The organism is Ilumatobacter sp., assembly GCF_039969435.1.
GTDB lineage: Bacteria > Actinomycetota > Acidimicrobiia > Acidimicrobiales > Ilumatobacteraceae > Ilumatobacter_A.
The window spans coordinates 29,132-50,321 of sequence record NZ_JBDVNU010000007.1 but is presented as its reverse complement, the minus strand read 5'-3'; the positions used below and the strand labels follow the sequence as shown (position 1 = coordinate 50,321).

The 21,190-nt window shown below is 67.8% G+C and carries 24 protein-coding genes and 2 tRNA genes; 20 read left to right on the top strand and 6 right to left on the bottom strand.

Features of this window, described 5'->3' with window-relative positions:
• The first annotated feature begins 5 nt into the window (after window positions 1–5).
• The 3 genes from ABJK40_RS03795 to ABJK40_RS03785 are packed head-to-tail and all read left to right on the top strand — an operon-like array spanning window position 6 to window position 1,484.
• Window positions 6–245, top strand: a complete 240-nt coding sequence (locus ABJK40_RS03795; protein WP_348478822.1) for a hypothetical protein — start codon at window positions 6–8, stop codon at window positions 243–245.
• Window positions 217–489: a hypothetical protein gene (locus ABJK40_RS03790; RefSeq protein ID WP_348478821.1), complete on the top strand. Its 273-nt coding sequence runs from the start codon at window positions 217–219 to the stop codon at window positions 487–489. The genes ABJK40_RS03795 and ABJK40_RS03790 overlap by 29 nt, the downstream gene beginning before the upstream one ends.
• Complete coding sequence (locus tag ABJK40_RS03785; RefSeq protein WP_348478820.1) at window positions 486–1,484, top strand: metal-dependent hydrolase; 999 nt, start codon at window positions 486–488, stop codon at window positions 1,482–1,484. Before ABJK40_RS03790 ends, ABJK40_RS03785 begins: the two co-directional genes overlap by 4 nt.
• Window positions 1,485–1,544: 60 nt before the next feature.
• Here ABJK40_RS03785 and ABJK40_RS03780 read toward each other — a convergent pair whose 3' ends face one another.
• A complete protein-coding gene (locus tag ABJK40_RS03780; RefSeq protein ID WP_348478819.1) occupies window positions 1,545–1,829 on the bottom strand; it encodes a hypothetical protein in 285 nt (94 codons plus the stop codon).
• Between the two features lie 147 nt (window positions 1,830–1,976).
• Entirely contained in the window at window positions 1,977–3,650 is a 1,674-nt protein-coding gene (gene ettA / locus ABJK40_RS03775; RefSeq protein ID WP_348478818.1) for an energy-dependent translational throttle protein EttA, read from the bottom strand.
• 55 nt (window positions 3,651–3,705) lie between these two features.
• Here ettA and ABJK40_RS03770 point away from each other — a divergent pair, with 55 nt between their 5' ends.
• On the top strand, window positions 3,706–4,635 hold the full coding sequence (locus tag ABJK40_RS03770) for a TIGR03621 family F420-dependent LLM class oxidoreductase (RefSeq protein ID WP_348478817.1): 930 nt from the start codon (window positions 3,706–3,708) through the stop codon (window positions 4,633–4,635).
• A 3-nt stretch (window positions 4,636–4,638) separates the two neighbouring features.
• Here the strand turns inward: ABJK40_RS03770 and ABJK40_RS03765 are convergent, their stop codons facing one another.
• The gene (locus tag ABJK40_RS03765; RefSeq protein ID WP_348478816.1) at window positions 4,639–5,436 is read right to left on the bottom strand and encodes a phytanoyl-CoA dioxygenase family protein; all 798 of its coding nucleotides are present in this window, start codon (window positions 5,434–5,436) and stop codon (window positions 4,639–4,641) included.
• Window positions 5,437–5,488: 52 nt separating this feature from the next.
• Between ABJK40_RS03765 and ABJK40_RS03760 the strand changes: the two genes are divergently transcribed.
• The 5 genes from ABJK40_RS03760 to ABJK40_RS03740 all read left to right on the top strand — a co-directional run bounded on the left by ABJK40_RS03760 (window position 5,489) and on the right by ABJK40_RS03740 (window position 8,368).
• Entirely contained in the window at window positions 5,489–6,184 is a 696-nt protein-coding gene (locus ABJK40_RS03760; RefSeq protein WP_348478815.1) for a GNAT family N-acetyltransferase, read from the top strand.
• Between the two features lie 83 nt (window positions 6,185–6,267).
• A complete protein-coding gene (locus ABJK40_RS03755; protein ID WP_348478814.1) occupies window positions 6,268–7,146 on the top strand; it encodes an aldo/keto reductase in 879 nt (292 codons plus the stop codon).
• 32 nt (window positions 7,147–7,178) lie between these two features.
• Complete coding sequence (locus ABJK40_RS03750) at window positions 7,179–8,069, top strand: hypothetical protein (RefSeq protein WP_348478813.1); 891 nt, start codon at window positions 7,179–7,181, stop codon at window positions 8,067–8,069.
• 98 nt (window positions 8,070–8,167) lie between these two features.
• A tRNA-His gene (locus tag ABJK40_RS03745) sits at window positions 8,168–8,240 on the top strand.
• A 52-nt stretch (window positions 8,241–8,292) separates the two neighbouring features.
• Window positions 8,293–8,368 (top strand) — tRNA-Lys (locus ABJK40_RS03740).
• A 75-nt stretch (window positions 8,369–8,443) separates the two neighbouring features.
• On the opposite strand, the gene ABJK40_RS03735 is transcribed toward ABJK40_RS03740, so the two are convergent.
• Window positions 8,444–9,250: a hypothetical protein gene (locus tag ABJK40_RS03735; RefSeq protein WP_348478812.1), complete on the bottom strand. Its 807-nt coding sequence runs from the start codon at window positions 9,248–9,250 to the stop codon at window positions 8,444–8,446.
• 37 nt (window positions 9,251–9,287) lie between these two features.
• Between ABJK40_RS03735 and ABJK40_RS03730 the strand changes: the two genes are divergently transcribed.
• Together ABJK40_RS03730 and recA are read left to right on the top strand one after the other, a co-directional pair.
• Entirely contained in the window at window positions 9,288–9,734 is a 447-nt protein-coding gene (locus ABJK40_RS03730; protein WP_348478811.1) for a DUF983 domain-containing protein, read from the top strand.
• A gap of 224 nt (window positions 9,735–9,958) precedes the next feature.
• Window positions 9,959–11,050: a recombinase RecA gene (gene recA, locus ABJK40_RS03725; protein ID WP_348478810.1), complete on the top strand. Its 1,092-nt coding sequence runs from the start codon at window positions 9,959–9,961 to the stop codon at window positions 11,048–11,050.
• 332 nt (window positions 11,051–11,382) lie between these two features.
• Here the strand turns inward: recA and ABJK40_RS03720 are convergent, their stop codons facing one another.
• Window positions 11,383–11,826, bottom strand: a complete 444-nt coding sequence (locus tag ABJK40_RS03720; RefSeq protein WP_348478809.1) for a hypothetical protein — start codon at window positions 11,824–11,826, stop codon at window positions 11,383–11,385.
• Between the two features lie 76 nt (window positions 11,827–11,902).
• Here ABJK40_RS03720 and ABJK40_RS03715 point away from each other — a divergent pair, with 76 nt between their 5' ends.
• The 8 genes from ABJK40_RS03715 to ABJK40_RS03680 all read left to right on the top strand — a co-directional run bounded on the left by ABJK40_RS03715 (window position 11,903) and on the right by ABJK40_RS03680 (window position 19,706).
• On the top strand, window positions 11,903–12,433 hold the full coding sequence (locus ABJK40_RS03715) for a DUF4870 domain-containing protein (protein WP_348478808.1): 531 nt from the start codon (window positions 11,903–11,905) through the stop codon (window positions 12,431–12,433).
• Between the two features lie 9 nt (window positions 12,434–12,442).
• Window positions 12,443–13,942, top strand: a complete 1,500-nt coding sequence (miaB, locus tag ABJK40_RS03710; protein ID WP_348478807.1) for a tRNA (N6-isopentenyl adenosine(37)-C2)-methylthiotransferase MiaB — start codon at window positions 12,443–12,445, stop codon at window positions 13,940–13,942.
• Between the two features lie 64 nt (window positions 13,943–14,006).
• Window positions 14,007–14,309: a chorismate mutase gene (locus ABJK40_RS03705; RefSeq protein WP_348478806.1), complete on the top strand. Its 303-nt coding sequence runs from the start codon at window positions 14,007–14,009 to the stop codon at window positions 14,307–14,309.
• A 70-nt stretch (window positions 14,310–14,379) separates the two neighbouring features.
• Entirely contained in the window at window positions 14,380–15,309 is a 930-nt protein-coding gene (miaA, locus tag ABJK40_RS03700; RefSeq protein WP_348478805.1) for a tRNA (adenosine(37)-N6)-dimethylallyltransferase MiaA, read from the top strand.
• Window positions 15,306–16,118 carry a diaminopimelate epimerase gene (gene dapF / locus ABJK40_RS03695; RefSeq protein ID WP_348478804.1) on the top strand — a complete coding sequence of 271 codons (813 nt, stop codon included), beginning with the start codon at window positions 15,306–15,308 and terminating at the stop codon, window positions 16,116–16,118. Before miaA ends, dapF begins: the two co-directional genes overlap by 4 nt.
• Window positions 16,115–17,464, top strand: a complete 1,350-nt coding sequence (hflX, locus tag ABJK40_RS03690; protein ID WP_348478803.1) for a GTPase HflX — start codon at window positions 16,115–16,117, stop codon at window positions 17,462–17,464. The genes dapF and hflX overlap by 4 nt, the downstream gene beginning before the upstream one ends.
• Complete coding sequence (locus ABJK40_RS03685) at window positions 17,461–18,585, top strand: aminotransferase class I/II-fold pyridoxal phosphate-dependent enzyme (protein ID WP_348478802.1); 1,125 nt, start codon at window positions 17,461–17,463, stop codon at window positions 18,583–18,585. Before hflX ends, ABJK40_RS03685 begins: the two co-directional genes overlap by 4 nt.
• Window positions 18,582–19,706 carry a hypothetical protein gene (locus ABJK40_RS03680; RefSeq protein ID WP_348478801.1) on the top strand — a complete coding sequence of 375 codons (1,125 nt, stop codon included), beginning with the start codon at window positions 18,582–18,584 and terminating at the stop codon, window positions 19,704–19,706. The genes ABJK40_RS03685 and ABJK40_RS03680 overlap by 4 nt, the downstream gene beginning before the upstream one ends.
• A gap of 64 nt (window positions 19,707–19,770) precedes the next feature.
• On the opposite strand, the gene lexA is transcribed toward ABJK40_RS03680, so the two are convergent.
• Window positions 19,771–20,400: a transcriptional repressor LexA gene (gene lexA, locus ABJK40_RS03675; protein ID WP_348478800.1), complete on the bottom strand. Its 630-nt coding sequence runs from the start codon at window positions 20,398–20,400 to the stop codon at window positions 19,771–19,773.
• 183 nt (window positions 20,401–20,583) lie between these two features.
• Here lexA and ABJK40_RS03670 point away from each other — a divergent pair, with 183 nt between their 5' ends.
• Complete coding sequence (locus tag ABJK40_RS03670) at window positions 20,584–21,153, top strand: LysM domain-containing protein (RefSeq protein WP_348478799.1); 570 nt, start codon at window positions 20,584–20,586, stop codon at window positions 21,151–21,153.
• The last annotated feature ends 37 nt before the right edge of the window (window positions 21,154–21,190 follow it).

Genomic DNA, 21,190 nt, shown 5'->3' with positions numbered 1-21,190 from the left:
GGTTGATGCGCCACAAGTGGCAACCGGTCGGATCGAACGTGATGCCGGCCGCCGAGACCGAACACCTCGTCCGGCATCTCTTCGCCGGCGACGACGGCCGGCGGATGGCGCATCGGATCGACCGGCGCATCGATCGCCTCCCGGGACTCGACGGACTCCGCCTGGTCGACGCCGTGCGTCGCACGGTCCACCCGCGGACGACTAGCGTCTCGCCGGGTGTCGCCCCCGTCCGCCTCAGCGCCTGACCCGCAGCCCGGGCTGCCCGTCGGCGTCGAATCCACGCTCGACTTCCGCGGTTCGCGGCGTCTCGTGGGGTGGGAGGAGTGGTTCTGGTATCTCGTCGCCGCAGTCAGCTACATCCTCCTCGGCATCTGGCACAAGTGGCTGCTCAACTGGTTCGTCGGACCGGCGTGGCTCGTCGCCTTCGTCGTGGTCGGCCCGTGGCTGACCGACCGGATCGGACTCACGAGTCGTCGAGGTGACCGATGAGTTGGGCGGCGCACCAGTTCGAGATCTACGCCGTGCAGTCGCATCTGCCGAAGAAGATGCGGGGCAAGGTCAGTTTCTGGGCGATCTTCCTCGGTGACTTCACGCCTGACTTCCTGTCCAAGTTCTGGGTCTACGGCTTCACGATCAACGGAACTCGCTACGGGTCCGACGTCCCCCATCAGTGGCATCGCGGGTTCCCCGGCATGGGTTTCACGCACACGTTGTTCTTCGGGGCGGTGCTCGCGCTGCTCGCATGGACGTGGAGGAAGAACCGCGCGTTCACGATCGGTTTCCTCCTCGGCTACGCGGCGCACGCGCTCACCGACATCAACGACTCGGTCGGTGTGATGCTCCTGTTTCCCCTGCTCACGATGAACTTCACGGCACAGACCTGGGCCTATGCGGCGACGATCGACGGAGGCAAGTACCTCGACGCCGCGGCGTACTACTCGTCGCTCGGCCTGGCGATGGACGTGTTCTGGCTGCTCGTCGTGCTGTTCTCGTGGAGGGTGCTGACCCGCGAGCACTGGCGCACGCAGATCGTGCCGGCCGACGCCCGGATCTGGGCGTGGCTGGGCCGGTGGCTCCCCGAGCGGGGACTGCTCGCCCTGTATCGGGCGACGTTCTTCTACGGCCTGTGCCGGATGATCTCGTGGAGCGCATGGGCCCGGTTGTTCGCCGATCCGGAGAAGTACGGCGAGTTCGACGTGACCTCGCGAGGTTTTCCGATGGACCTGTCGTGGACCGGCCCGTACTGGCTCGACGCCCGCTCGCTCGGACACGTCTCTCCGTGGATCGCCTACCCCGCTGCGCTGACGGTGCTCGCCGTGCTCTACGCCGTGATCGCCAGGCTGTGGGAGCCGATGGGCCGCAGACAGGCGGAGCATCGTGCGGAGCGGGCCGTCGCAACGGGGTCCCGCGGATCATCGGGGAACTCGGGACGGTCGGGCGACCCGGGACCATCGGGCGATTCCGACGTGTCGGCCCAGGCCTGAGTTCTCCACCGTTCGACGACGCGGCCCTGGCGGATCGCGGAGGAACGAGCCCGACGGGCGTCAGGAGAATGCGGTGCGGGCCGCCACGACACGATGCATGCGGTCACGGAACGGCACCCATGCGGTGTCGGGTGTCCACGCCTCGGCGGCCGCGACCGCCTCCACCCCGAGGGCCTCGACCGGATCGAGACCGACGGCCTGGAGAAATGCGACGGTCCGCACGTCGTGGGCGACCGGGTCGGGATCCGGAGCCAGGTCCAACCTCGCCAGCAGCGCGTGCACCGGTGGCTTCAGGAAGTACGTGGCAGCGATGGCCGCGACCCCGGCGGCTTCGGCGTTGCTCATGCAGTTCACGCACATGTCCACAACCTAGACCTCGTCGAGACGACGCGCGAGCACTCGAAGGACGTCACCGCCCTCCGTTGGTCACTCGACGTGGTCGGGTCGAGGGCTCGGCCGGCCTGCCCGGCGATCGGACCGGTGAGGACCGACTCAGGCGAGCTTCTTGTACTTGATGCGGTGAGGGGTGTTCGCGGCGGCGCCGAGTTCCTGCTTGCGACGTTCCTCGTACTCGCTGAAGTTGCCTTCGAACCAGCGGACCTGGCTGTCACCCTCGAAGGCCAGCACGTGGGTGGCGATGCGATCGAGGAACCAGCGATCGTGGGAGATCACGACCGCACAGCCCGGGAACGTCTCGAGTCCTGCCTCGAGTGCGCGGAGCGTGTCGACGTCGAGGTCGTTGGTCGGTTCGTCGAGCAGCAACACGTTGCCACCCGACTTCAGCAGCTTGGCCAGGTGGACGCGGTTGCGTTCGCCGCCGGACAGGTCGCCGACACGCTTGCCGTGGTCGGTGCCGCGGAAGTTGAAGCTCGACACGTACGTGCGGCCGTGGATCTCACGACCACCGATCTCGAGCACCTCGCCGCCGCCGGTGATCTCGTCGTAGACGGTGGCGTCGGGGTCGAGGTCGTCCCGATCCTGGTCCACGTAGCTGAGGTCGACCGTGTCACCGATCTTGATCGAGCCCGAATCGGGCTCCTCGCGCCCCGCGAGCATCTTGAACAGTGTCGACTTGCCGGCACCGTTCGGGCCGATGATCCCCACGATCCCTGCGGGCGGGAGCGTGAACGAGAGGTCGTCGATGAGCAGTTTGTCGCCGAATCCCTTCCGGAGGTTCTCGACCTCGATCACCTGGTCGCCCAGTCGACGACCGGACGGGATCGTGATCTGCAGTTCGGCGTTGCGGGTCTCGGCGGCCTTGGCCTCGGCGTGCAGCCTCTCGTAGGCGTTGAGGCGCGCCTTGCCCTTCGACTGGCGGGCCTTCGTGCCCATGCGCACCCATTCGAGTTCGCGGGCCAGGGTCTTGCGTCGGGCGTCGTTGCCGCGCTCTTCGCGCTCCAGGCGGTCGTGCTTCTGCTCCAACCAGGAGGAGTAGTTGCCCTCGAACGGCAGGCCCTTGCCGCGCTCGAGTTCGAGGATCCACTGGGCGACGTTGTCGAGGAAGTACCGGTCGTGGGTGATGGCCACGACGGTGCCGGCGTAGTCGCCGAGGAACCGTTCCAGCCAGTCCACCGATTCGGCATCCAGGTGGTTGGTGGGCTCGTCGAGCAGGAGCAGGTCGGGACGGCTGAGCAGGAGGCGGCACAGCGCGACTCGGCGACGTTCACCACCGGAGAGCACGGTGACGTCGGCGTCGTCGGGCGGGCAGCGCAACGCGTCCATGGCGATGTCGACGTTGCGTTCGAGTGACCAGGCGTCGGTGGCGGCGATCTTGTCCTCGAGGATCGCCTGCTGCTTGCCGATCTTGTCGTAGTCCGCATCGGGGTCGGCCCACTTGGCCATGACGGCGTTGTAGTCGTCGATGATGCCCTGGACCTCGGCCACGCCGTCCATGACGTTGCCCTTCACGTCCTTCTCCGGGTCGAGCTGAGGCTCTTGAGCCAGGTACCCGACGGTGAACCCGGCGGTGAGGCGTGCCTCGCCCTGGTAGCCGTCGTCGAGGCCCGCCATGATCTTGAGCAGCGACGACTTGCCCGCCCCGTTCGTTCCGAGGACGCCGATCTTCACCCCGGGGTAGAACGACAGCGAGATGTTCTCCAACACCGTCTTGTCGGGAGGGTAGATCCGGCTCAACTTGTAGGCCTGGTAGATGAATTCGTGCGCCATGGTGCGTGGATCGTACCGAGGTCGCCGACGCAGGGCGCTCGGCTACGGTCCGGAGATGCAGCGACCCGTCCGGTTCGGCGCCCAGATCCGGGCGAACGGCGAGCTCGATCCGATCGATGCCGCCCGACGAGCCGAGCAGGCCGGATTCGACGTGGTGCTCGTACCGGATCACGTCGGCCCGGGCCGGTCGCCGATCCCCGTCCTGTCCGCGATCGCGGCGGTCACCGACCGCATCCGAGTCGGCACGTTCGTCCTCAACGCCGACATGCGCAACCCCGTCCAGTTGGCATGGGAGGCAACGACGCTGGATCACCTGTCGCGCGGCCGATTCGAACTGGGCCTCGGCGCCGGTCACACGCCGCAGGAGTATGCGCGGACCGGGATCGAGCGGCGTCCGGCCGCGGAGCGCAAGGCGGCGTTGCGCGAGTACGTCCGGATCGTGCGGGGTCTGCTCGACGGCGAGACGGTGTCCTTCCACGGCGAGTACCACCGCGTCGAAGGTGCACACGTCGAACGGTCGCTGCAGGAGCGGTTGCCGATCCTCGTCGGCGGCAACGGTCGAGCCCTGCTGGAACACGCCGGCGCCCACGCCGACATCGTCGGCCTGCAGGGTCTCGGTCGGACACTCGCCGACGGGCACAGCCACGAGGTCCGATGGACGACCGACCACCTCGACGCCCAGATCGAGGAGGTCCGGGTCGGGGCCGCACATCGATTCGACGATGTCGAACTCAACGCACTCGTCCAGGTCGTGGCGATCACCGATGACCGGACATCAGCGTTGCGTGAGTTGTCCGACGAGGTGGACGGGGTCGACATCGACGAACTCGATGCGAGTCCGTACGTGCTCGTCGGCTCGGTCGACGAGATCGCCGACAAGATCCTGCGCTGCCGGGAACGCTGGGGGATCAGCTACTTCGCGGTGCGGACCATCGAAGGGTTCGACGACGTGATCCGCGCCGTACGCGACGCGAGCTCGGACTGACCCTCACGTGACCACGAGGGGGAACCGCGGATCGTCACCCAGTGGGCCGCCGACCGTGAGACCGTCCGCCGCGTAGGGCGGCGACACCTCCCAGGGGCGTTCCGCGAAGGTGGCGTCGTCGCCGATCCAGCGGAAACTGACGGCGCGGCGTCGAGTGTCGAGCACGTTGCCCGGTGCGTCGTGAAGCGTGCGGTAGTGGAAGGCGACCACGTCACCGGGCTCCACGTCGAAGCTCAGCACCGGCGCTCCGTCGGAGATCAACGCGTCGACGTCGGGCACCAGTTCGTAGCCGTCGTCGGCTGCTGCGTACGGGGTGTGGTCGACGAACTTGCGAGGCACGAACCAGCGGTCCCATCGGTGGGATCCGGCGAGGAATCGCATGCCGCTCGATGCCGGGACCCGGTCGAGAGCGACCCACAGACTCACGTTCTGGTCCCCGTTCACGCAGTAGTAGGGCTGGTCGTGGTGCCACGGCGTGCGTTCCGTCGCACCGGGCTCCTTGACCAGCACGTGCTCGTGGAAGAACCGCACGGTGTCCGATCCCATCAGCGTGCCTGCGGCAGCGGCGAGGGGGCTCTCGAACGCGACGCGTCGGTACTCCTCGACATCGGGCCACGTGACGTAGTCCGTCCAGAATCCGACCGCCGCGTCGGGCCGCGTGTACCAGTGCGACCACGGCGAGGGGTGCGCCGCGTTGTGTTCGACACCCGCCGCGATCATCTCCAACCACGTCGGTCCGAGCAGACCCCGCAGCACGGTGGCTCCGTGGGCTCGGAACTGTTCGAGTGCGCCCGGGTCCATGCCGCAGTGTCGCACGGACGTGCCCGCCGCACACGTCCGTAGCGTGGGCGACATGACGACCGCGCACGCCACCGATGTCGCACTCCGACGACACCTCCGCTCGTGGGTCGGTGGGTGGCCACCGCCGTCCCCGGGCATCCACGTCGTCGGTGACCCGGCCCGTCTGGAACCGACATGGGACGGCGCACGGCGCCCGCTGCAAGGCGTGGGCGACGGAACGGGCACCGTCCTGGCCGTTCCACCGGACTCCGTGGAGCGCGTGCGCGCCGCGCTGTCCGGCGGCCTCGACCGTCCGGGCCTCGGCGACGAACTCGGCGAGATCCTCGCCGTCGGTCCGTCGAGCTTCGGGACGGGGGTGTTCCGCACGGCGGTCCACGTCGCCGACGATCTGGACGACGTGGGGGAGTGGTTCGAGGAGTTCGACGAGCGACTCCCCGAATGGCTGCGACCGTTCAACGGCCCGCTCCTCGTCGCCTTCGACGACGACGGGGTGACACCGATCGCGGGGGTCGGCATCAAGGTCCACGACCGGTACGGGCAGGAACTGGCCGTGGTCACCGAGGAAGCGGCGCGCGGGCGTGGGCTGGCCCGTGGCCTCGTCGCCACGGCGGCGCGACGGATCCTGGCCGAGGGCTCGGCACCGACCTACCTGCACGAACGCTCGAACGCCGCCAGTGCGCGGGTGGCGGAGGCGGTTGGATTCCACGATCGGGGCTGGACCGTCCACGGTCTGTGGCCGCGGCGCTGACGACGGTCGATCGGTCGCGCCGAATCTCGCCGGTGCCACGCACGTGAGGCGCTCGGAGGGTCGCGGTGCGCGACGATGGGGGGATGTTGCCTCGCGCTCCCTTCGGTCGAACCGGCCACGATTCGACCCGTGTCATCTTCGGTGCCGCTGCCCTCGGAGGGATGAGCCAGGAGCGCGCCGACGCCACGATGGCGAACGTCGTCGAGTGGGGGATCGATCACATCGACACGGCGGCCTCCTACGGAGCGTCGGAGGACCGCCTCCGGCCGTTCCTCGCCGAACACCGAGCGTCGGTGTTCCTCGCGACCAAGACCGGCGAACGCACGGGAGCCGCCGCTCGCGCCGAACTCGAGAAGTCGTTGGAGCGGATGGACGTCGACCACGTCGACCTGATCCAACTGCACAACCTGGTCGACCCCGACGAGTGGGACACGGCGTTCTCCCCCGGGGGAGCCATCGAGTCGCTCGCCACCGCACGCGACGAGGGACTCGTCAAGCACATCGGCGTCACCGGGCACGGAGTGCCCATCGCCGGGATGCACGTGCGCAGCCTCGAACGCTTCGACTTCGCGTCGGTGCTGCTACCGATCAACTTCGTGATGCTCGACAACCCGGCCTATCGCTCCGACGTGGAGCGCCTCCTCGACGTGTGCGCCGACCGCAAGGTGGCGGTGCAGACCATCAAGTCGATCGCTCGAGGCATGTGGGCCGACGGCGACACGAACCGGTTCAGTTGGTACGAACCGCTGACCGACCCCGAACCGATCGGTCGCGCGGTGCGCTACGTCCTGTCGCACCCGCAGATGTTCCTGAACACCACGAGCGACGCGCGTCTGGTCCCGATGATCGTCGACGCAGCTCGGGGCGACCTGTCGGCGCCGACGGACGACGAGATGCGCGCCGACGTGGAACGCGAAGGGATCACGCCGTTGTTCGTCGACGGTGAACGCTCCCCGATCTGAATCCCGCCCGATCCGAGCGACTCGCCTCCGCCATGTCCGCGATCCCTCCGCCCGCCGGTGACACGGCAGCGACCTCGACCGTCCCGGATTCCACGGCGACGTCCCCGCCGCCGTTCGATCCGTGGGCGGAGCAGGTGCGACGTCAGGCTCTCCATCACGCACAGCGGCGACGGCGTCGTCGCAGGCAAGCGGCTCCCCTGATCGTCCTCGCGGTCCTCGTCGCCGGTGTCGCGGCCGCCTCCGTCGTGATCGACCGACGGTCCGACGATCGGTCCGACGACGCGTCGACGCCCGCCGATGTCGCGTCGACCGCCGTCGATGCCGTGGTGCCGGCCGCGCCCGGATCCAGCGCACCCGCACCCACGTCGGCGCCCGACGAACTCGTCGAGGTGGACGAGGTCTGGCTCGTCGACCGGGGTGACTCGACGTTCGACTGGGGTGTCAGCGTCCGCACACCACCGTCGGCTCCGAGGCGCAGCGGCGTGGTCATCGACGTGTGGCTGACCGACGCCGACGGTGCCGTCGTGCACACGGCGAGCGGGGAGGTCGACGGCATCGGGCCCGAGTCGACCGGCGCGGTCGCGGGCCGGCTGACAGCGCCCGTGAGCGATCCCGTGCGCATCGAGTTCGACGTGGCCGTCGGCGTGGAATCCAACGATCGAGGGATCGGGGAGGTGCTGTCGGTCCGGGCGCTCGAACGCACGCCCGACGGGGTCAGCGGTCGGATCGCGACGACCACGACCGAACCGATCGAGGACTTCACCATGGTGCTGCTCTGGTTCGACGAGGCGGGCGAGGTCGTGGCCGCCGTCCCGCAGCGGGTCGACCGGGTGCGGCCCGGGGTCGAAGCGCGCTTCGACATCGACCTGAGCACCGAGCCGGTCCCCGACGGAGACCCGGATTCGGTGGTCTGGACGAGGTAGGTCGCACATCGCTCGACGCATGGCGAATTGGAGGGTGCGGAATCCTGCGGTCCCTGGCAGAATGTTGCGCCCCGCTCCTCATATCCGAGCGGGTCGTGGTGGTCATAGCTCAATTGGCAGAGCACCAGGTTGTGATCCTGGCGGTTGGGGGTTCAAGTCCCCTTGGCCACCCTGCGCAGCAATGCGTTTCGGCGTCGAGGCCGGTAGCCTCGATCGCCGCATTGCTTCTCTAGCTCAATTGGCAGAGCAGTGGACTCTTAATCCATTGGTTCTGGGTTCAAGTCCCAGGGGAAGCACCAACAAAGAAGCACGAGCAACGAGCCACCCACGTGGTTCCACGACAGCCCGCTCCTCGGAGTGGGCTGTCGTCGTTCTCAGCTCCAGCTGCGCTGATCGCGGTATCGCGACGTGGCGAGGGGCGTGGAGCGCTGACGACGTTGGCGGCGACCGCTGGTGAGCAGGATCGTCGCCCCGCCGACGGCGACGAACGCGAACGCACCGATCAGGGTCGCCGAGAACCGGTGTTTCGCGAGTTGGGGGAACACGCCCATCCACGTGTCGTCGGAGATCGACGGGAGCACGAACGCCGGGACGAGGTATCCGAACAGGAAGAGCAACGCGCCGGTGGTCGCGGATCCGGCGCCGAAGGCGAAGGCCAGTTCACCCCGTTCGGGTCGCAGGATGATCCCGAGCAGCAGCGCGAGCACGCCGAGACCGAACGAGATCAACCAGAACCACGTGGTGACCGACGCGATCACGGCCACGGCACCCACCTGCTCGACGGGGAGTCGGATCGCCGGGAGCACGGCAGCACGTTCGGTCCGGGTGATCTGCACCTGTTCGGCGGGGGTGATGTCGACGGGTTCGTCGCGATCGCCGATCAGGCGCGCATGTGCGTCGGCGGTGAACTGGCGCATCTCGGTCGCCCCGTCGCGGATCCTCGTGATCGACACGACGAAGTCGCGCAGGTCGTTCGCCGACATGCCGAGATCGCTCGCGGTCGCGCCGGCGACGATGCTCGCCAACTGCAACCGGATGTCCTCGTCGCCCATGATCGAGTAGGTGGCGTCGGTGTCGACGTCGGGCGTGAACGCCACGCGATCGAGCCAGAACACGCTGATCGCCAGGGCGAACAGGGCGCCGGAGGCGAGCAGGATCAGGCCACCGACGGAACGACGCACCGGGAGAGTCTGCCAAACGCAGCCCTACGCTGCGAACATGACGCGATCGAGTCTCGCGAGGATGTTGCTTCGTGGGGCGATGCGTCGGTGCCCGTGGTGTGGTGGTCGCGGTGCTTTCTTCACCTCGTGGTTCTCGAAGGGACCCGCGTGTCGCACGTGCGGCTTGAAGTGGAGGCGCGGCGACGTGGGCTTCGAACTCGGTGCCGCTGCCATGGCGGCCGTCATCGTCCTGGGTCCGCTGATCCTGGCGCTCGGCGTCGTTCTGGCGTTCACGTGGCCCGAGGTGCGTGTCGTGCCGATGATGGTCGTGTTCCTCGCCGCCGGCATCGTCCTCCCCGTCGTGCTGTATCCGATGTCGTACACGATGTGGCAGGGCGTCGATCTCCTGATGCGCCCGGTGGAGCCGGAGCACTTCGTCCTCGAGCACCTGGAGCGATCGGGCGGTGCGGAGCTCGATTCCGGTGCGGTTCCCGACGCCGACTGACCCCGCGGCTCGCGTGCCCCTCGGCCCGTGTACGCCGTTCGTTCGATCGATACTTGCCCGAACGGCTGTTCGTTGTGTACGATCTCGAATCACACCGGTGAAGTTCCGCATCACCACGACGGCGTCCCACGGTCGGCCCCGGAGAAACTCTGGAGTACCCCTTCGCTTGAATGAGATGCACAACCCCTTCACCCACCGTGAACGCAACGAAAGAGAGACACGACATGGCCAAGCAGAACGACCGCTCCAAAGCACTCGACATGGCACTGCAGCAGATCGACAAGCAGTTCGGTACGGGGGCCATCATGAAGATGGGCGACCGCACCAACATGAACATCAAGGTCATCCCGACCGGGGCCTTGGCGCTCGACCTCGCGCTGGGGGTCGGAGGCCTGCCACGTGGCCGTGTCACCGAGATCTACGGCCCGGAGTCCTCCGGCAAGTCCACCCTCGCCATGCACGTCGTGGCCGAAGCGCAGCGCAACGGCGGTGTGTGTGCCTACATCGACGCCGAGCACGCCATGGACCCGGTGTACGCCGCAGCCATCGGTGTGGATGTCGATCAGCTCCTCATCTCGCAGCCCGACACGGGTGAACAGGCCTTGGAGATCTGCGACATGCTCACCCGCTCCGGTGCGATCGACGTGGTCGTGGTCGACTCCGTTGCAGCGCTCACGCCTCGCGCGGAGATCGAAGGTGAGATGGGTGACACCCACGTCGGGCTCCAGGCCCGCCTGATGAGCCAGGCACTGCGCAAGCTCACCGGCAACCTCTCCAAGACCGACACGATCTGCATCTTCATCAACCAGCTGCGGGAGAAGATCGGTGTGATGTTCGGGTCGCCCGAGACCACCCCCGGCGGCCGGGCGCTCAAGTTCTACTCGTCGGTGCGTCTCGACATCCGTCGCATCGAAACGCTCAAGGACGGCACCGATGCCGTCGGCAACCGCACTCGGGTCAAGGTCGTCAAGAACAAGGTGGCGCCGCCCTTCAAGCAGGCCGAGTTCGACATCATGTACGGCAAGGGCATCAGTCGCGAGGGCTCACTGCTCGATCTGTCGGTCGACCTGAGCATCGTCAAGAAGTCCGGTGCGTGGTTCACCTACGAAGGTGAACAACTGGGTCAGGGTCGGGAGAAGGCGAAGGACTACCTGCGCACCAACCCCGAGGTGATGATGGAGATCAGCGACAAGGTGCTGATCGCCGCCGGCCTCAAGAAGGATCCGAACGCCGTCGAAGAAGGCGTCGAGATCGACGAGGTCGAGGCCGACGATGTCTTCAGCGAGGCCGACGAGCAGCCCATCGCCCTCGACTGAGCACAAACGCTCCGGTGTGCGTGACGCTTGAGGCGGTCGGGACAGCCGAAGGCGTCACGCAGACCACAGCAAACGATCCCACGGAGCGAACGGCCCGGACATTCCGCCCAGGTGGAGTGACCGGGTCGTTGCGCGTCTGCGCTCACGCACGTCGAACGTGGGAAAGTCCGGATCGTCGACACCACGGCCGGACTCGCTGTGAGCCCCGGACCGCGATCTCGCGGTCGACAACTCACAGATGCTGGATCGAACGGGTTCGAGTTGGCGAAGTGTGAGACCGTGACCGCGAAATCGCGGTCCAGGGCTCACACTGATCCGAGGACCCAGCGCGGTCAGGTGTTGATGACGTAGGTGCCGTCGACGAACGGCTTGAAGATCATCAGCCAGAGGCTCGTCACGAAGACGAGGTGGGTGATCCCGATGCCCATCGACATCTTCTTCGTGGAGTCCTCCGACGAGTCGGCGATGGCCGGGCGGATCAGGAACCAGCTCACCGCCAGAGCCGCGAGCCACAGGACGATCGTGATCGTGATCCACCACATCTCGGCGAGGGCGAACTTGCCGACACCGGCCATGCCCATGCCGGCCACCCAGAGGACGACGAGGGCCGGGAAGACCAGCTTCATGTGGAGCGCTGCGATCGCCGACGTCTCTCCTGCGCGCTGCATCCGCGGATAGAGGAACAACGGCCCGAACGCCGCCACGATCGAGACGATGTGGACCAGGTAGAGGATCCGGTAGAGGGTGAAGTTCTCGGCTTGGAAGATGGCGATCACGAAGACGAACCATACCGGTGGGCCGAACCCGCTCGTTGCGACCGTCGGCTCCGGCGGCCAGGCCTACGATCGTGGTGTGAGTGAGTTCGCGCCACCCCCGGGTCCACCGCCGTCCGCGCCGAGCGTCGTTCCCGGGTGGTACTTCGACGGACGCGGTCAGCGCTGGTGGGATGGCACCGCGTGGGGGCCCGTGGCTCCCGACGGCAACGACCGGATGCTGGCGACGCTGTCTCACCTCGGCGCTCTGCTGGGTGGATTCATCCTGCCGCTCGTGCTGTACCTGATCAGCGATGACGAGAAGCGCCCCGAGACCCGTCACCATGCGCGTGAGGCGCTCAACTTCCAGATCACCTTCGCCATCGTCTACCTCGTCGGATTCGTTGCGATGTTCGTCGGTCTCGCCGCAGGCGGCCTGCTCGGCACTTCCGACGACACGGCCACGACCGGCGCCGGCTTCGGGCTCGGCATCAGTGTCTTCTTCGGGTTCTTCGCGTTGATCTTCGCCGTGTCGATCGGGTCCCTGGTGTTCGCGGTCATCGCGGCAGTCCGAGCCAACAAGGGGGAGCGGTACCGCTATCCCCTCTGCATCCGCTTCATCGGTTCCTAGCCTGGGTCCATGACCGACCGGCCACACGACGACCAGCTCGCCGGCGAGCGACCCGAGAGCGTGTCGCCCGGGGACGCGCGGCGCAGGTACGTCGTGCACACGTACGGCTGCCAGATGAACGAACACGACTCCGAACGGATCGCCGGCCTGCTCGAAGCCGACGGACTCGTCCGAGCCGATTCCGACTCCGATGCCGACGTCGTGGTCCTGAACACCTGCTGCATCCGCGAGAACGCCGACAACAAGCTGTACGGGAACCTCGGGCACCTCAAGACGTGGAAGGCCGAGAAGGACGGCCGTCAGATCGTCGTCTCGGGATGCCTCGCCCAGAAGGACCAGGACAAGGTCGCGGCTCGTGCCGGCCACGTCGACGTGGTCATGGGGACCCACAACGTCCACCGCGCCGCGGAACTGCTCGAGGCCGCTCGGTCGTCGGACGCGCCGATCACCGAGATCCTCGAGGCCGCGGTGGTCGACGACCACGCGATGTTCCCGTCGGCTCTGCCCGTGCAACGCCAGAAGGCGTACAACAGCTGGGTCACGATCCAGATCGGGTGCGACAACCATTGCGCGTTCTGCATCGTTCCGGCCGTGCGCGGTGAGGAGATGAGCCGCCCGTACGCCGACATCGTGGCCGAGGTCGAACAACTCGCGGCCGACGGAGTCACCGAGGTCACGCTGCTCGGCCAGAATGTCAACAGCTACGGCCGTGACCTGCAGCTCGCCGCACGCCAGGCCGGCGACGAGTCGGCGCGTCTGCGACCACTGTTCTCCGACCTGCTGCGCGACGTCGGACGGGTGGACGGGATCCGTCGCGTCCGGTACACCAGCCCGCACCCGAAGGACATGCGGCCCGACACGTTCGCGGCGATGGCCGAGACGGCGGCGGTCTGTGAGCACCTGCACTACCCGCTGCAGTCGGGCAGCGACCGGGTGTTGGCGCTGATGCATCGCGGGTACACCGCCGAGCGGTACCTGGAGCGCCTCGCCGAGGCGCGTGCGACGATCCCGGATCTCGCCGTGTCGACGGACATCATCGTCGGATTCCCGGGGGAGACGGACGACGACTTCGAGCGCACCCTGGAGGTCGCGGCGGCGGCGGAGTACGACTACGCCTACACCTTCCTGTTCTCGCCGCGCGAGGGCACCGAGGCCGCCGGAATGGAGTCCGACTTCGTCGATCCGGCCGTTGCGGGGGAACGATTCGAACGACTGCGGATCGTCGTCGAGCGGTCGGCGGTCGCCAAGCACCAGGCGCGTGTCGGTCGCATCGAGGAAGTGCTCGTGGAAGGTCCGTCGAAGAAGGACCCGGGTGTGTTGTCGGGCCGGACCCGCCAGAACAAGCTCGTCCACTTCGCACCGCCGGCCGACATGGAACGGCGCCTGCGGACGGGGAGTTACGCGACCGTCGAGGTGACCCGAGCCGCCGCACATCACCTGATCGGCCGATTCGTCGAGCACGTCGCCGACGCCCGACACACGGTGCGGATTCCCGTAGCCTCCGTCTGATGGCCGATCCCGTGACGCCCGATGCCGTGGCCGCCGAGGATCGGGTCGTGGGAGCCCGAGTCCGATGAGTGCCGACCAGCACGACGAGCAGCTCGCCGAGTACCGCTCGAGCATCGACAACATCGACGCGGCGCTCGTCCACCTGCTGGCCGAGCGGTTCAAGATCACCAAGGCGGTCGGGCGCTACAAGAAGCAGGCCGATCTGGCCGCCGCCGATCCCGGCCGCGAAGAACTCCAGATCGCCCGACTCCGGTCGCTCGCCGAGGAATCCGGTCTCGATCCGGTCTTCACCGAGAAGTTCCTCCGCTTCGTCGTCGCCGAGGTCATCCACCATCATCAGCGCATCGCCGAGGGTGAACAGCTCTGAGTTCGTCCTCACGTCCGCATCGGACCCGCCCCGACCGGAGCGCGCCGGACCGGAGCGGAACGGGACGGCGATGACCGACCTGACGGGGATCCGACGAGTCGCGATCGTCGGTTCGACGGCGTCGGGCAAGTCGGCGGTGGCGATGGAGGTCGCCCGACGTGGCGCACGCAGCGACACGCCGGTCGAAATCGTCTCGGTCGACAGCATGCAGGTGTACCGGGGGATGGACATCGGCACCGCCAAACCGACGCATGCCGAACAGGGCGAGGTCCGCCACCACTGCATCGACCTCGTCGACGCATCCGTGGACTTCACCGTCGGCGACTTCAAGGCGGCTCACGACGCGGCGGTCACCGACATCGGTTCGAAGAGCGCAGCAGCGTTGCTCGTGGGCGGAACCGGCCTGTACCACCGTGTGGTGATCGACGACTTCGACCTCCCCGGACAGTTCGACGACATCCGCATCGAACTCGAGGCGGACCCGGACACCGAGGGGCTGCACCGACGCCTCACCGAACTCGATCCGCTCGCCGCGAGCAGGATGGAGCCGGGCAACCGGCGGCGAGTGGTGCGTTCGCTCGAGGTCACACTCGGATCGGGACGCCCGTTCAGCTCCTTCGGTCCCGGCGTCGACACGTACCCACCGTCACCGGTCGAACAGATCGGAGTGCGCCGACCGCGTCCCCTGCTCGCCGAGCGAATCGCCGAGCGGGTCCGCGCGATGATCGGTGCGGGTCTCGTCGACGAGGTCGCTGTGCTGCACGAGGCCGGCATGTCGCGTTCGGCGGGCCAGGCGCTCGGGTACAAGGAAATCGTGGATCACCTGGAAGGACGGATCAGCAAGGATGAGGCGATCGACACGATCATCACCCGCACGCGACAGTTCGCGGTCCGTCAGGACCGATGGTTCCGGCGGGATCCACGCGTACGCTGGATCGATGTCGAGCACGACCCGATCGCCGAGGTCGTGCCCGTCGTGATGGAGGCCTTGACCCGATGACCGCACTCACGCTCACCAAGCACCACGGTCTGGGCAACGATTTCCTGGTGGTGTTCCATCCGGGCCAGCAGGGGGTCACGGATCTGCCTGCGTTCGCACGTCGGCTCTGTGACCGCCGAACGGGGATCGGAGCGGACGGGCTGCTCGTCGCCGACACCGAGGACGGCTACGCCGCCAGGATGACGCTGTACAACGGCGACGGTTCGACCGCGGAGATGAGCGGCAACGGCATCCGATGTTTCGCACAGGCGGTCGCCGCCCGGCGCGGCGACCTCGGCCCACAGCTGATCCTCACCGACGCCGGTGAGAAGGTCGTCACGCTCTCGGCGACCGACGACCCCGCCACGATCATGGCGCAGGTGGAGATGGGGCCGGTCGAGCCGCTGGCCGAACCATCTGGCTGGGCCGCGGTCGAGTGCCACCCGGACCGACCGGTCGCTCACCTCAGCCTCGGCAACCCGCACTCGGTCGTGGGCGTCGACGAGGTCGCGATGGTCGATCTCCACGACCTCGGCGGCCGCATCCCGCACGTGAATCTGGAGATCGTCGAGCCCGGCCCCGAGTCCAACGCCATCACGATGCGGGTCCACGAGCGTGGCGCCGGCATCACCGCAGCGTGCGGCACCGGAGCCTGTGCGTCGGCGTTCGCAGCTCGGTCGTGGGGACTCGTTCCGCCGATCGAGCCGGAAGTGATCGTCCACATGGACGGCGGAGACGCCGTCGTGACGTTCGACGAGAGCACCCCGCCCCGGGCGATCCTGACCGGGCCGGCCACCCACATCGCAACCATCGAGGTCGAACACGCGTGACGGACACCAACGCCCAGAGCCCCGGCTCACCGAACACCCCGTACAACGAGGCGCTCGCCGGAACGCTGATCGACCGCACGATCAGGGAGAAGATCGTGCTCGTCGCCGTGGCACTGCCCGGCGACTCCGACGAGTCCGTCGATGCGAGCCTCGACGAACTGGCGCTGCTGGTCGACACCGCAGGAGCCGACGAGGTGGCCCGCCTCGTCCAACGGCGCGACGCACCCGACCACACGTGGTACATCGGCAAGGGCAAGGTCGAGGAACTGAAAGAACTGTGCCTGGCGCTCGACGCGGACACGGTCGTGTTCGACAACGAACTCGCACCGTCCCAACAGTTCAAACTGGAGAAGCTGCTCGGGCGAACCGCGCTCGATCGCACGGCGGTGATCCTCGACATCTTCGGCCAGAACGCCCACACCATGGAGGGCAAGGCCCAGGTCGAACTGGCACTGCTGCGCTATCGCCTGCCCCGTCTGCGTCGAGGGGCCAACGCCAAGATGTCGCAGCAACGCGGCGGCGTGGGCGGCCGGTTCGGTTCGGGTGAGACGAAGCTCGAGACCGACCGACGCAGGATCATGCGGCGCATCACGAAGCTCGAGCGTGACCTCGCCGCCCTCTCCGAGACGCGAGCTCTGCAGCGCCAGGGGCGCGGCCGCAGCGGACTCGCCTCGGTGGCGATCGTCGGCTACACCAACGCCGGCAAGTCGACGTTGCTCAACCGGCTCACCGACTCCGGTGTGCTCAGCGAGGACCGTCTGTTCGCCACCCTCGACCCGACGACGCGTCGACTCGCGCTTCCCGGAGGCGAGCCGGTGCTGCTCACCGACACCGTCGGGTTCATCAGTCGGCTGCCGCACGGGCTCGTGGAATCGTTCAAGGGCACCCTCGAGGTCGCCGCCCAGGCCGACTACCTGGTCCACGTCGTCGACGCGAGCGCTCCCGACCCACACGGTCAGATCGACGCCGTCCACGAGGTGCTGCGCGAGATCGACGCAGCCGAGGTACCCGAACTCCTCGTGATCAACAAGGCCGACCTGGATCCGGCGGCGGCCAAGGACCTGCTCGCGGAGTTCACCGACTCCGTGGTGGTGAGTGCAGCGACGGGGGAGGGCCTCGACGACTTCCTCCGTGCGATCGGCGACCGTCTGCGTGCCCTCGCCGTCGTCTACGACCTGTTCGTCCCGTACGACCGTGGCGACGTCATGGCATCCGTGCACCGCGAGGGCGAGATCGTGTCGACCACCGACGACGAGACGGGGTGGACCGTGCGAGCTCGTCTGTCCGATGCCTCGGCCGGACGTCTCGGCGAGTTCGTCGTGTCGACGCAGGAGGCCACTGCGTGACCGGCTTCGTTCCGCCCCCGTACCCCTACGCACGGCTCGACGACCTCAAGGTGCAGATCCTCGAACGTCACGACACGATCGTCGACCTCTCGATCGGGACCCCCTTCGATGCGCCCCCGGATGCCGTCGTCACGGCTCTGGCCACGAGCAATGCCGAGCGTTCCTACCCGCCGAGCATGGGCACACCCGCCTACCGCGCCGCGGCGTCACGCTGGTTCGCGCGACGCTTCGACGTCGACGTTCCGGCCGACAACGTCGCCGCCACCGTCGGTTCGAAGGAATTCGTCGCGCTCCTCCCGCAGTTCATGTCGCTGCGGACACCCGAGCGCGACACCGTGCTGTTCCCTGCGATCTCCTACCCGAGCTACGAGATGGGTGCCACGCTCGCCGGGTGTCGGGCCGTGCCGGTGCCCTTCCGCGCCGACGGTGCGATGGATCTCGACGCGATCGATCCGACCGATGCCGAACGCGCACTGCTGCTGTGGACCAACAGCCCCGGCAACCCGACGGGCCGACTCGACGACCTCGGTGCAGCGGCCCGCTGGGGTCGCGCCCACGACGTGCCGGTGTTCTCCGACGAGTGCTACATCGAGTTCACGTGGGCGTCGCGAGGGCGCACGATCCTCGAACACGGACTCGACGGCGTGGTCGCCGTCCACTCGCTCTCGAAGCGCTCGAACTTCGCAGGGGCCCGGGCGGGTTTCTACGCGGGCGACACCGAGATCGTCCACTACCTCCGATCCGTGCGTCAGCACGCCGGTCTCATGGTGCCGGGCCCGGTGCAGACGGCGGCCGTGGTCGCCCTCGACGACGACGAGCACGTCGAGGTCCAGCGAGACCGCTACCGACGTCGCATGGACCTCATGGCCGGTGTGCTGAGCGACTGGTCCGGCGAAGAGGTCCGAACGCCCGACGGCGGGTTCTACCTCTGGATCCCCACCGACGACGGCTGGGACTACGCCTCGCGACTCGGCCATGCCTCGGGCGCCGTGGTGAGTCCCGGCGAGTTCTACGGATCCGCGGGTGCGCGCCACGTTCGCGTGGCCGTGGTACAACCAGACGATCAGATCGAACTCGTCGCGGAACGGCTGCGGCGGCACACGAGGAACGAGTCGACATGAGCGGATCATCGTCACGGCGCGGCGTCTGGATTGCGCTCGGTGCGATCTCGATCGTCGCAGGACTGGTGGGAGCAGTTCTGCTGTGGAACGGTGCATCGCAGCGCCGCAGCAACACCGTCGAGAGCTTCGCACGCGCTCCGATCGGCTGCGACACCACCCTCGACTTCATCGAGCCCGGCGAGTATCTGCTCTTCCTCGAGACGGCGGGAACGCTCGACGGCGTCCGTGGCACCTGCGACGTCGAAGGCGCGTTCGACAACTCCGACGGTGACGCTCCCGACGTCGACATCATGCTCTTCGACCCCGACAGCAACGAGATCGACTTCGACAGCATCTCCGGTGACGTCGAGTACGACGAGGGGAACTTCCGTGGGGTGGCCATCGGGAGTGTCGAGATCGAGGACACCGACGACCACGTGATCCGAGTCGAGGCCGAGGGTGTCGACGACGTGTTCGCCGTCGCAGTCGGGCGCGACCCGAACGACGGTGTGGCGGCGCTCCGGATCGGTGCGGTCGCGGCGGGCCTGATCGGTCTGCTGGTCGGGCTGGCGTTGGTCCTGAACGGATCGCGCAAGACGTCGGCCACGGTCGCTGCCGGCCAGTGGAACCCCGCTGCGCATCAACAGCCGGGCGTGTTCGTGCCCGGAGCCGTCCCGCAGGGTCCACCGGTCTACGGGCAACAGAGTGGCCCCCCGCAGTACGGCGGTCCTCCCGTGTCACCGCAGCCGCAGTACGGCGGTCCTGCCGTGCCACCACAGCCGCAGTACGGTCAGGCCGGTACCCCGGCGGGTCCTCCGGTGTACGGCCAGCCGCAGTTCCCTCAGCAGGGCCCGCCGCAGCAGGCGTCGGTGCCGCAACAGCCGTGGGTCACGCCGCGGCAACCCGAGTATCGCCAGCCGTCCGCAGCGCCCCCGCCTCGGCCCGACATCCCGGGACAGCCGACGTTCCCTGCCGCTCCCATCGACCCGGCCGGAAGCGCACAGCCGATCGAATGGGCCCCCCAGGATTCGGCGCCGCGGCACCAACCCTCGGAGACAGCACCCCCCGACGCCGAGTTCCTGGCGCGCCTCCGACAGGACCGCGCCACTCAGGAACGTCCGCCGCCCGCTCCTCCGGAGTAGCTCGAAGACGCGACGCACTGTCGGCGGCGGCGAGTGTCGGTCGGGCGACGCCGGCCGGCAGCGGTCAGTAGCGGCGCATCACGGTGACGACCTTGCCGTAGAGCTCGACTTCGTCGGCGTGGAACGTCATGGGCTCCATCGACGGGTTGGCCGGGACGAGCGTCACCATTGCGCCCGACCGCTCGTAGGTCTTGACCGTGGCCTCGCCGCCGGGGATGCCGGCCACCACGATGTCACCGTTGTTCGGGTGGTCGACCTGCGTGGCGACCACGTAGTCGCCGTGCATGATCCCGACCTCGATCATCGATTCGCCACGGACGCGCAACATGAACAGCTCGCCCTCTCCGGTGAAGTCGACCGGAACCGGCAACAGTTCCTCCACGTTCTCCTCGGCGAGCACGTCGGTGCCGGCTGCGACGTCGCCGACGAGCGGGACGTAACGCGCGGGCCGACGGTCCATCACCGCGCCGCTGTTCGGGTCGAAGCGAACCTCGATGGCGCGAGGCTTGTCGGGGTCCCGGCGGAGGTAGCCCAGTCGCTGGAGCGTGTTGAGGTGGCTGTGGACGGTGGACGGGGACGTCAGCCCGACGGCATCGCCGATCTCCCGGACCGACGGCGGGAAGCCTCGATCGCGCATCTGTTGTTCGATGAAGTCGAGGATCGAACGTTGACGCTTGCTGATTCGTGGGGCCATCCGAACACGATACGGCTCGACGCAGGCGGAGTCAAACATCTGTACTGGCAACAGGTGTTCGAGAAATGTGGTCGAACAGGTTGACGTCGCCGTTCGATCGGGTGTTGAATGTCGAACAGTTGTTTGATCCGGTTCGCCTAATCGAACAGCACCGTTCGACGTCCGTCTCTGTTGGGGAGCACCATGACCACTGATCTCACCGGCGTCCTGCGGACGACGGAAACCCTCGATCATCGCACCGGCGACACGTTGGTGGGCGGGCCTGCCAGCCGCTACCGGCGTGTCGTGCGGTGCGATGGCCGATCGGGTGGGTTCGCCTGGCCGGTCTCGGAGCACTCCGTCGGTGTTCGACGTCGGACGGATCCGTCAGCCGCTCGGACGAGCCGTTCGATCGGGAGGCGACCGAACTACGCCGCGCGCCGACTGGCGGCACTCCTGGTGGTGACGTGCGGAATCGTCGCGGGTGGATGGCTGGTCGGTCAGGTCGCCACGGGGTTCGCGGGCCGACCGGCGTCGGCGGCTGCACCCGGCTCGGCCGAGGTGCTCGACGGTGCGGGCGTCGACACGGCCCGAGATGCGACCGTCCGCTCCGACGTGCACGTCGCTCGTCCAGGCGACACGCTCTGGTCGATCGCAGATGCCCATCGCGGCGACGTCGCCCGGGAACGGTACGTGGACGCCCTCGTCATGATCAACGGCGGCACCGTCGTCGACGTCGGCCAGGCGATCCATCTGCCTCCCGCTCCACGCTGAACAGGCGGTCGCACTGGGGTCGGGTGGCGGACCGAAC

What these genes read in the sequence shown, in the direction of transcription:
- ettA (WP_348478818.1), bottom strand. Translation starts at nt 3,650, where the DNA reads ATGGCGCACGAATTCATCTACCAGGCCTACAAGTTGAGCCGGATCTAC.
- ABJK40_RS03730 (WP_348478811.1), top strand. Translation starts at nt 9,288, where the DNA reads ATGACGCGATCGAGTCTCGCGAGGATGTTGCTTCGTGGGGCGATGCGT.
- ABJK40_RS03670 (WP_348478799.1), top strand. Translation starts at nt 20,584, where the DNA reads ATGACCACTGATCTCACCGGCGTCCTGCGGACGACGGAAACCCTCGAT.
- ABJK40_RS03760 (WP_348478815.1), top strand. Translation starts at nt 5,489, where the DNA reads ATGACGACCGCGCACGCCACCGATGTCGCACTCCGACGACACCTCCGC.
- recA (WP_348478810.1), top strand. Translation starts at nt 9,959, where the DNA reads ATGGCCAAGCAGAACGACCGCTCCAAAGCACTCGACATGGCACTGCAG.
- ABJK40_RS03770 (WP_348478817.1), top strand. Translation starts at nt 3,706, where the DNA reads ATGCAGCGACCCGTCCGGTTCGGCGCCCAGATCCGGGCGAACGGCGAG.
- ABJK40_RS03795 (WP_348478822.1), top strand. Translation starts at nt 6, where the DNA reads ATGCGCCACAAGTGGCAACCGGTCGGATCGAACGTGATGCCGGCCGCC.
- ABJK40_RS03780 (WP_348478819.1), bottom strand. Translation starts at nt 1,829, where the DNA reads ATGAGCAACGCCGAAGCCGCCGGGGTCGCGGCCATCGCTGCCACGTAC.
- ABJK40_RS03785 (WP_348478820.1), top strand. Translation starts at nt 486, where the DNA reads ATGAGTTGGGCGGCGCACCAGTTCGAGATCTACGCCGTGCAGTCGCAT.
- ABJK40_RS03705 (WP_348478806.1), top strand. Translation starts at nt 14,007, where the DNA reads ATGAGTGCCGACCAGCACGACGAGCAGCTCGCCGAGTACCGCTCGAGC.
- ABJK40_RS03765 (WP_348478816.1), bottom strand. Translation starts at nt 5,436, where the DNA reads ATGGACCCGGGCGCACTCGAACAGTTCCGAGCCCACGGAGCCACCGTG.
- ABJK40_RS03750 (WP_348478813.1), top strand. Translation starts at nt 7,179, where the DNA reads ATGTCCGCGATCCCTCCGCCCGCCGGTGACACGGCAGCGACCTCGACC.
- miaA (WP_348478805.1), top strand. Translation starts at nt 14,380, where the DNA reads ATGACCGACCTGACGGGGATCCGACGAGTCGCGATCGTCGGTTCGACG.
- ABJK40_RS03755 (WP_348478814.1), top strand. Translation starts at nt 6,268, where the DNA reads ATGTTGCCTCGCGCTCCCTTCGGTCGAACCGGCCACGATTCGACCCGT.
- miaB (WP_348478807.1), top strand. Translation starts at nt 12,443, where the DNA reads ATGACCGACCGGCCACACGACGACCAGCTCGCCGGCGAGCGACCCGAG.
- ABJK40_RS03680 (WP_348478801.1), top strand. Translation starts at nt 18,582, where the DNA reads ATGAGCGGATCATCGTCACGGCGCGGCGTCTGGATTGCGCTCGGTGCG.
- lexA (WP_348478800.1), bottom strand. Translation starts at nt 20,400, where the DNA reads ATGGCCCCACGAATCAGCAAGCGTCAACGTTCGATCCTCGACTTCATC.
- dapF (WP_348478804.1), top strand. Translation starts at nt 15,306, where the DNA reads ATGACCGCACTCACGCTCACCAAGCACCACGGTCTGGGCAACGATTTC.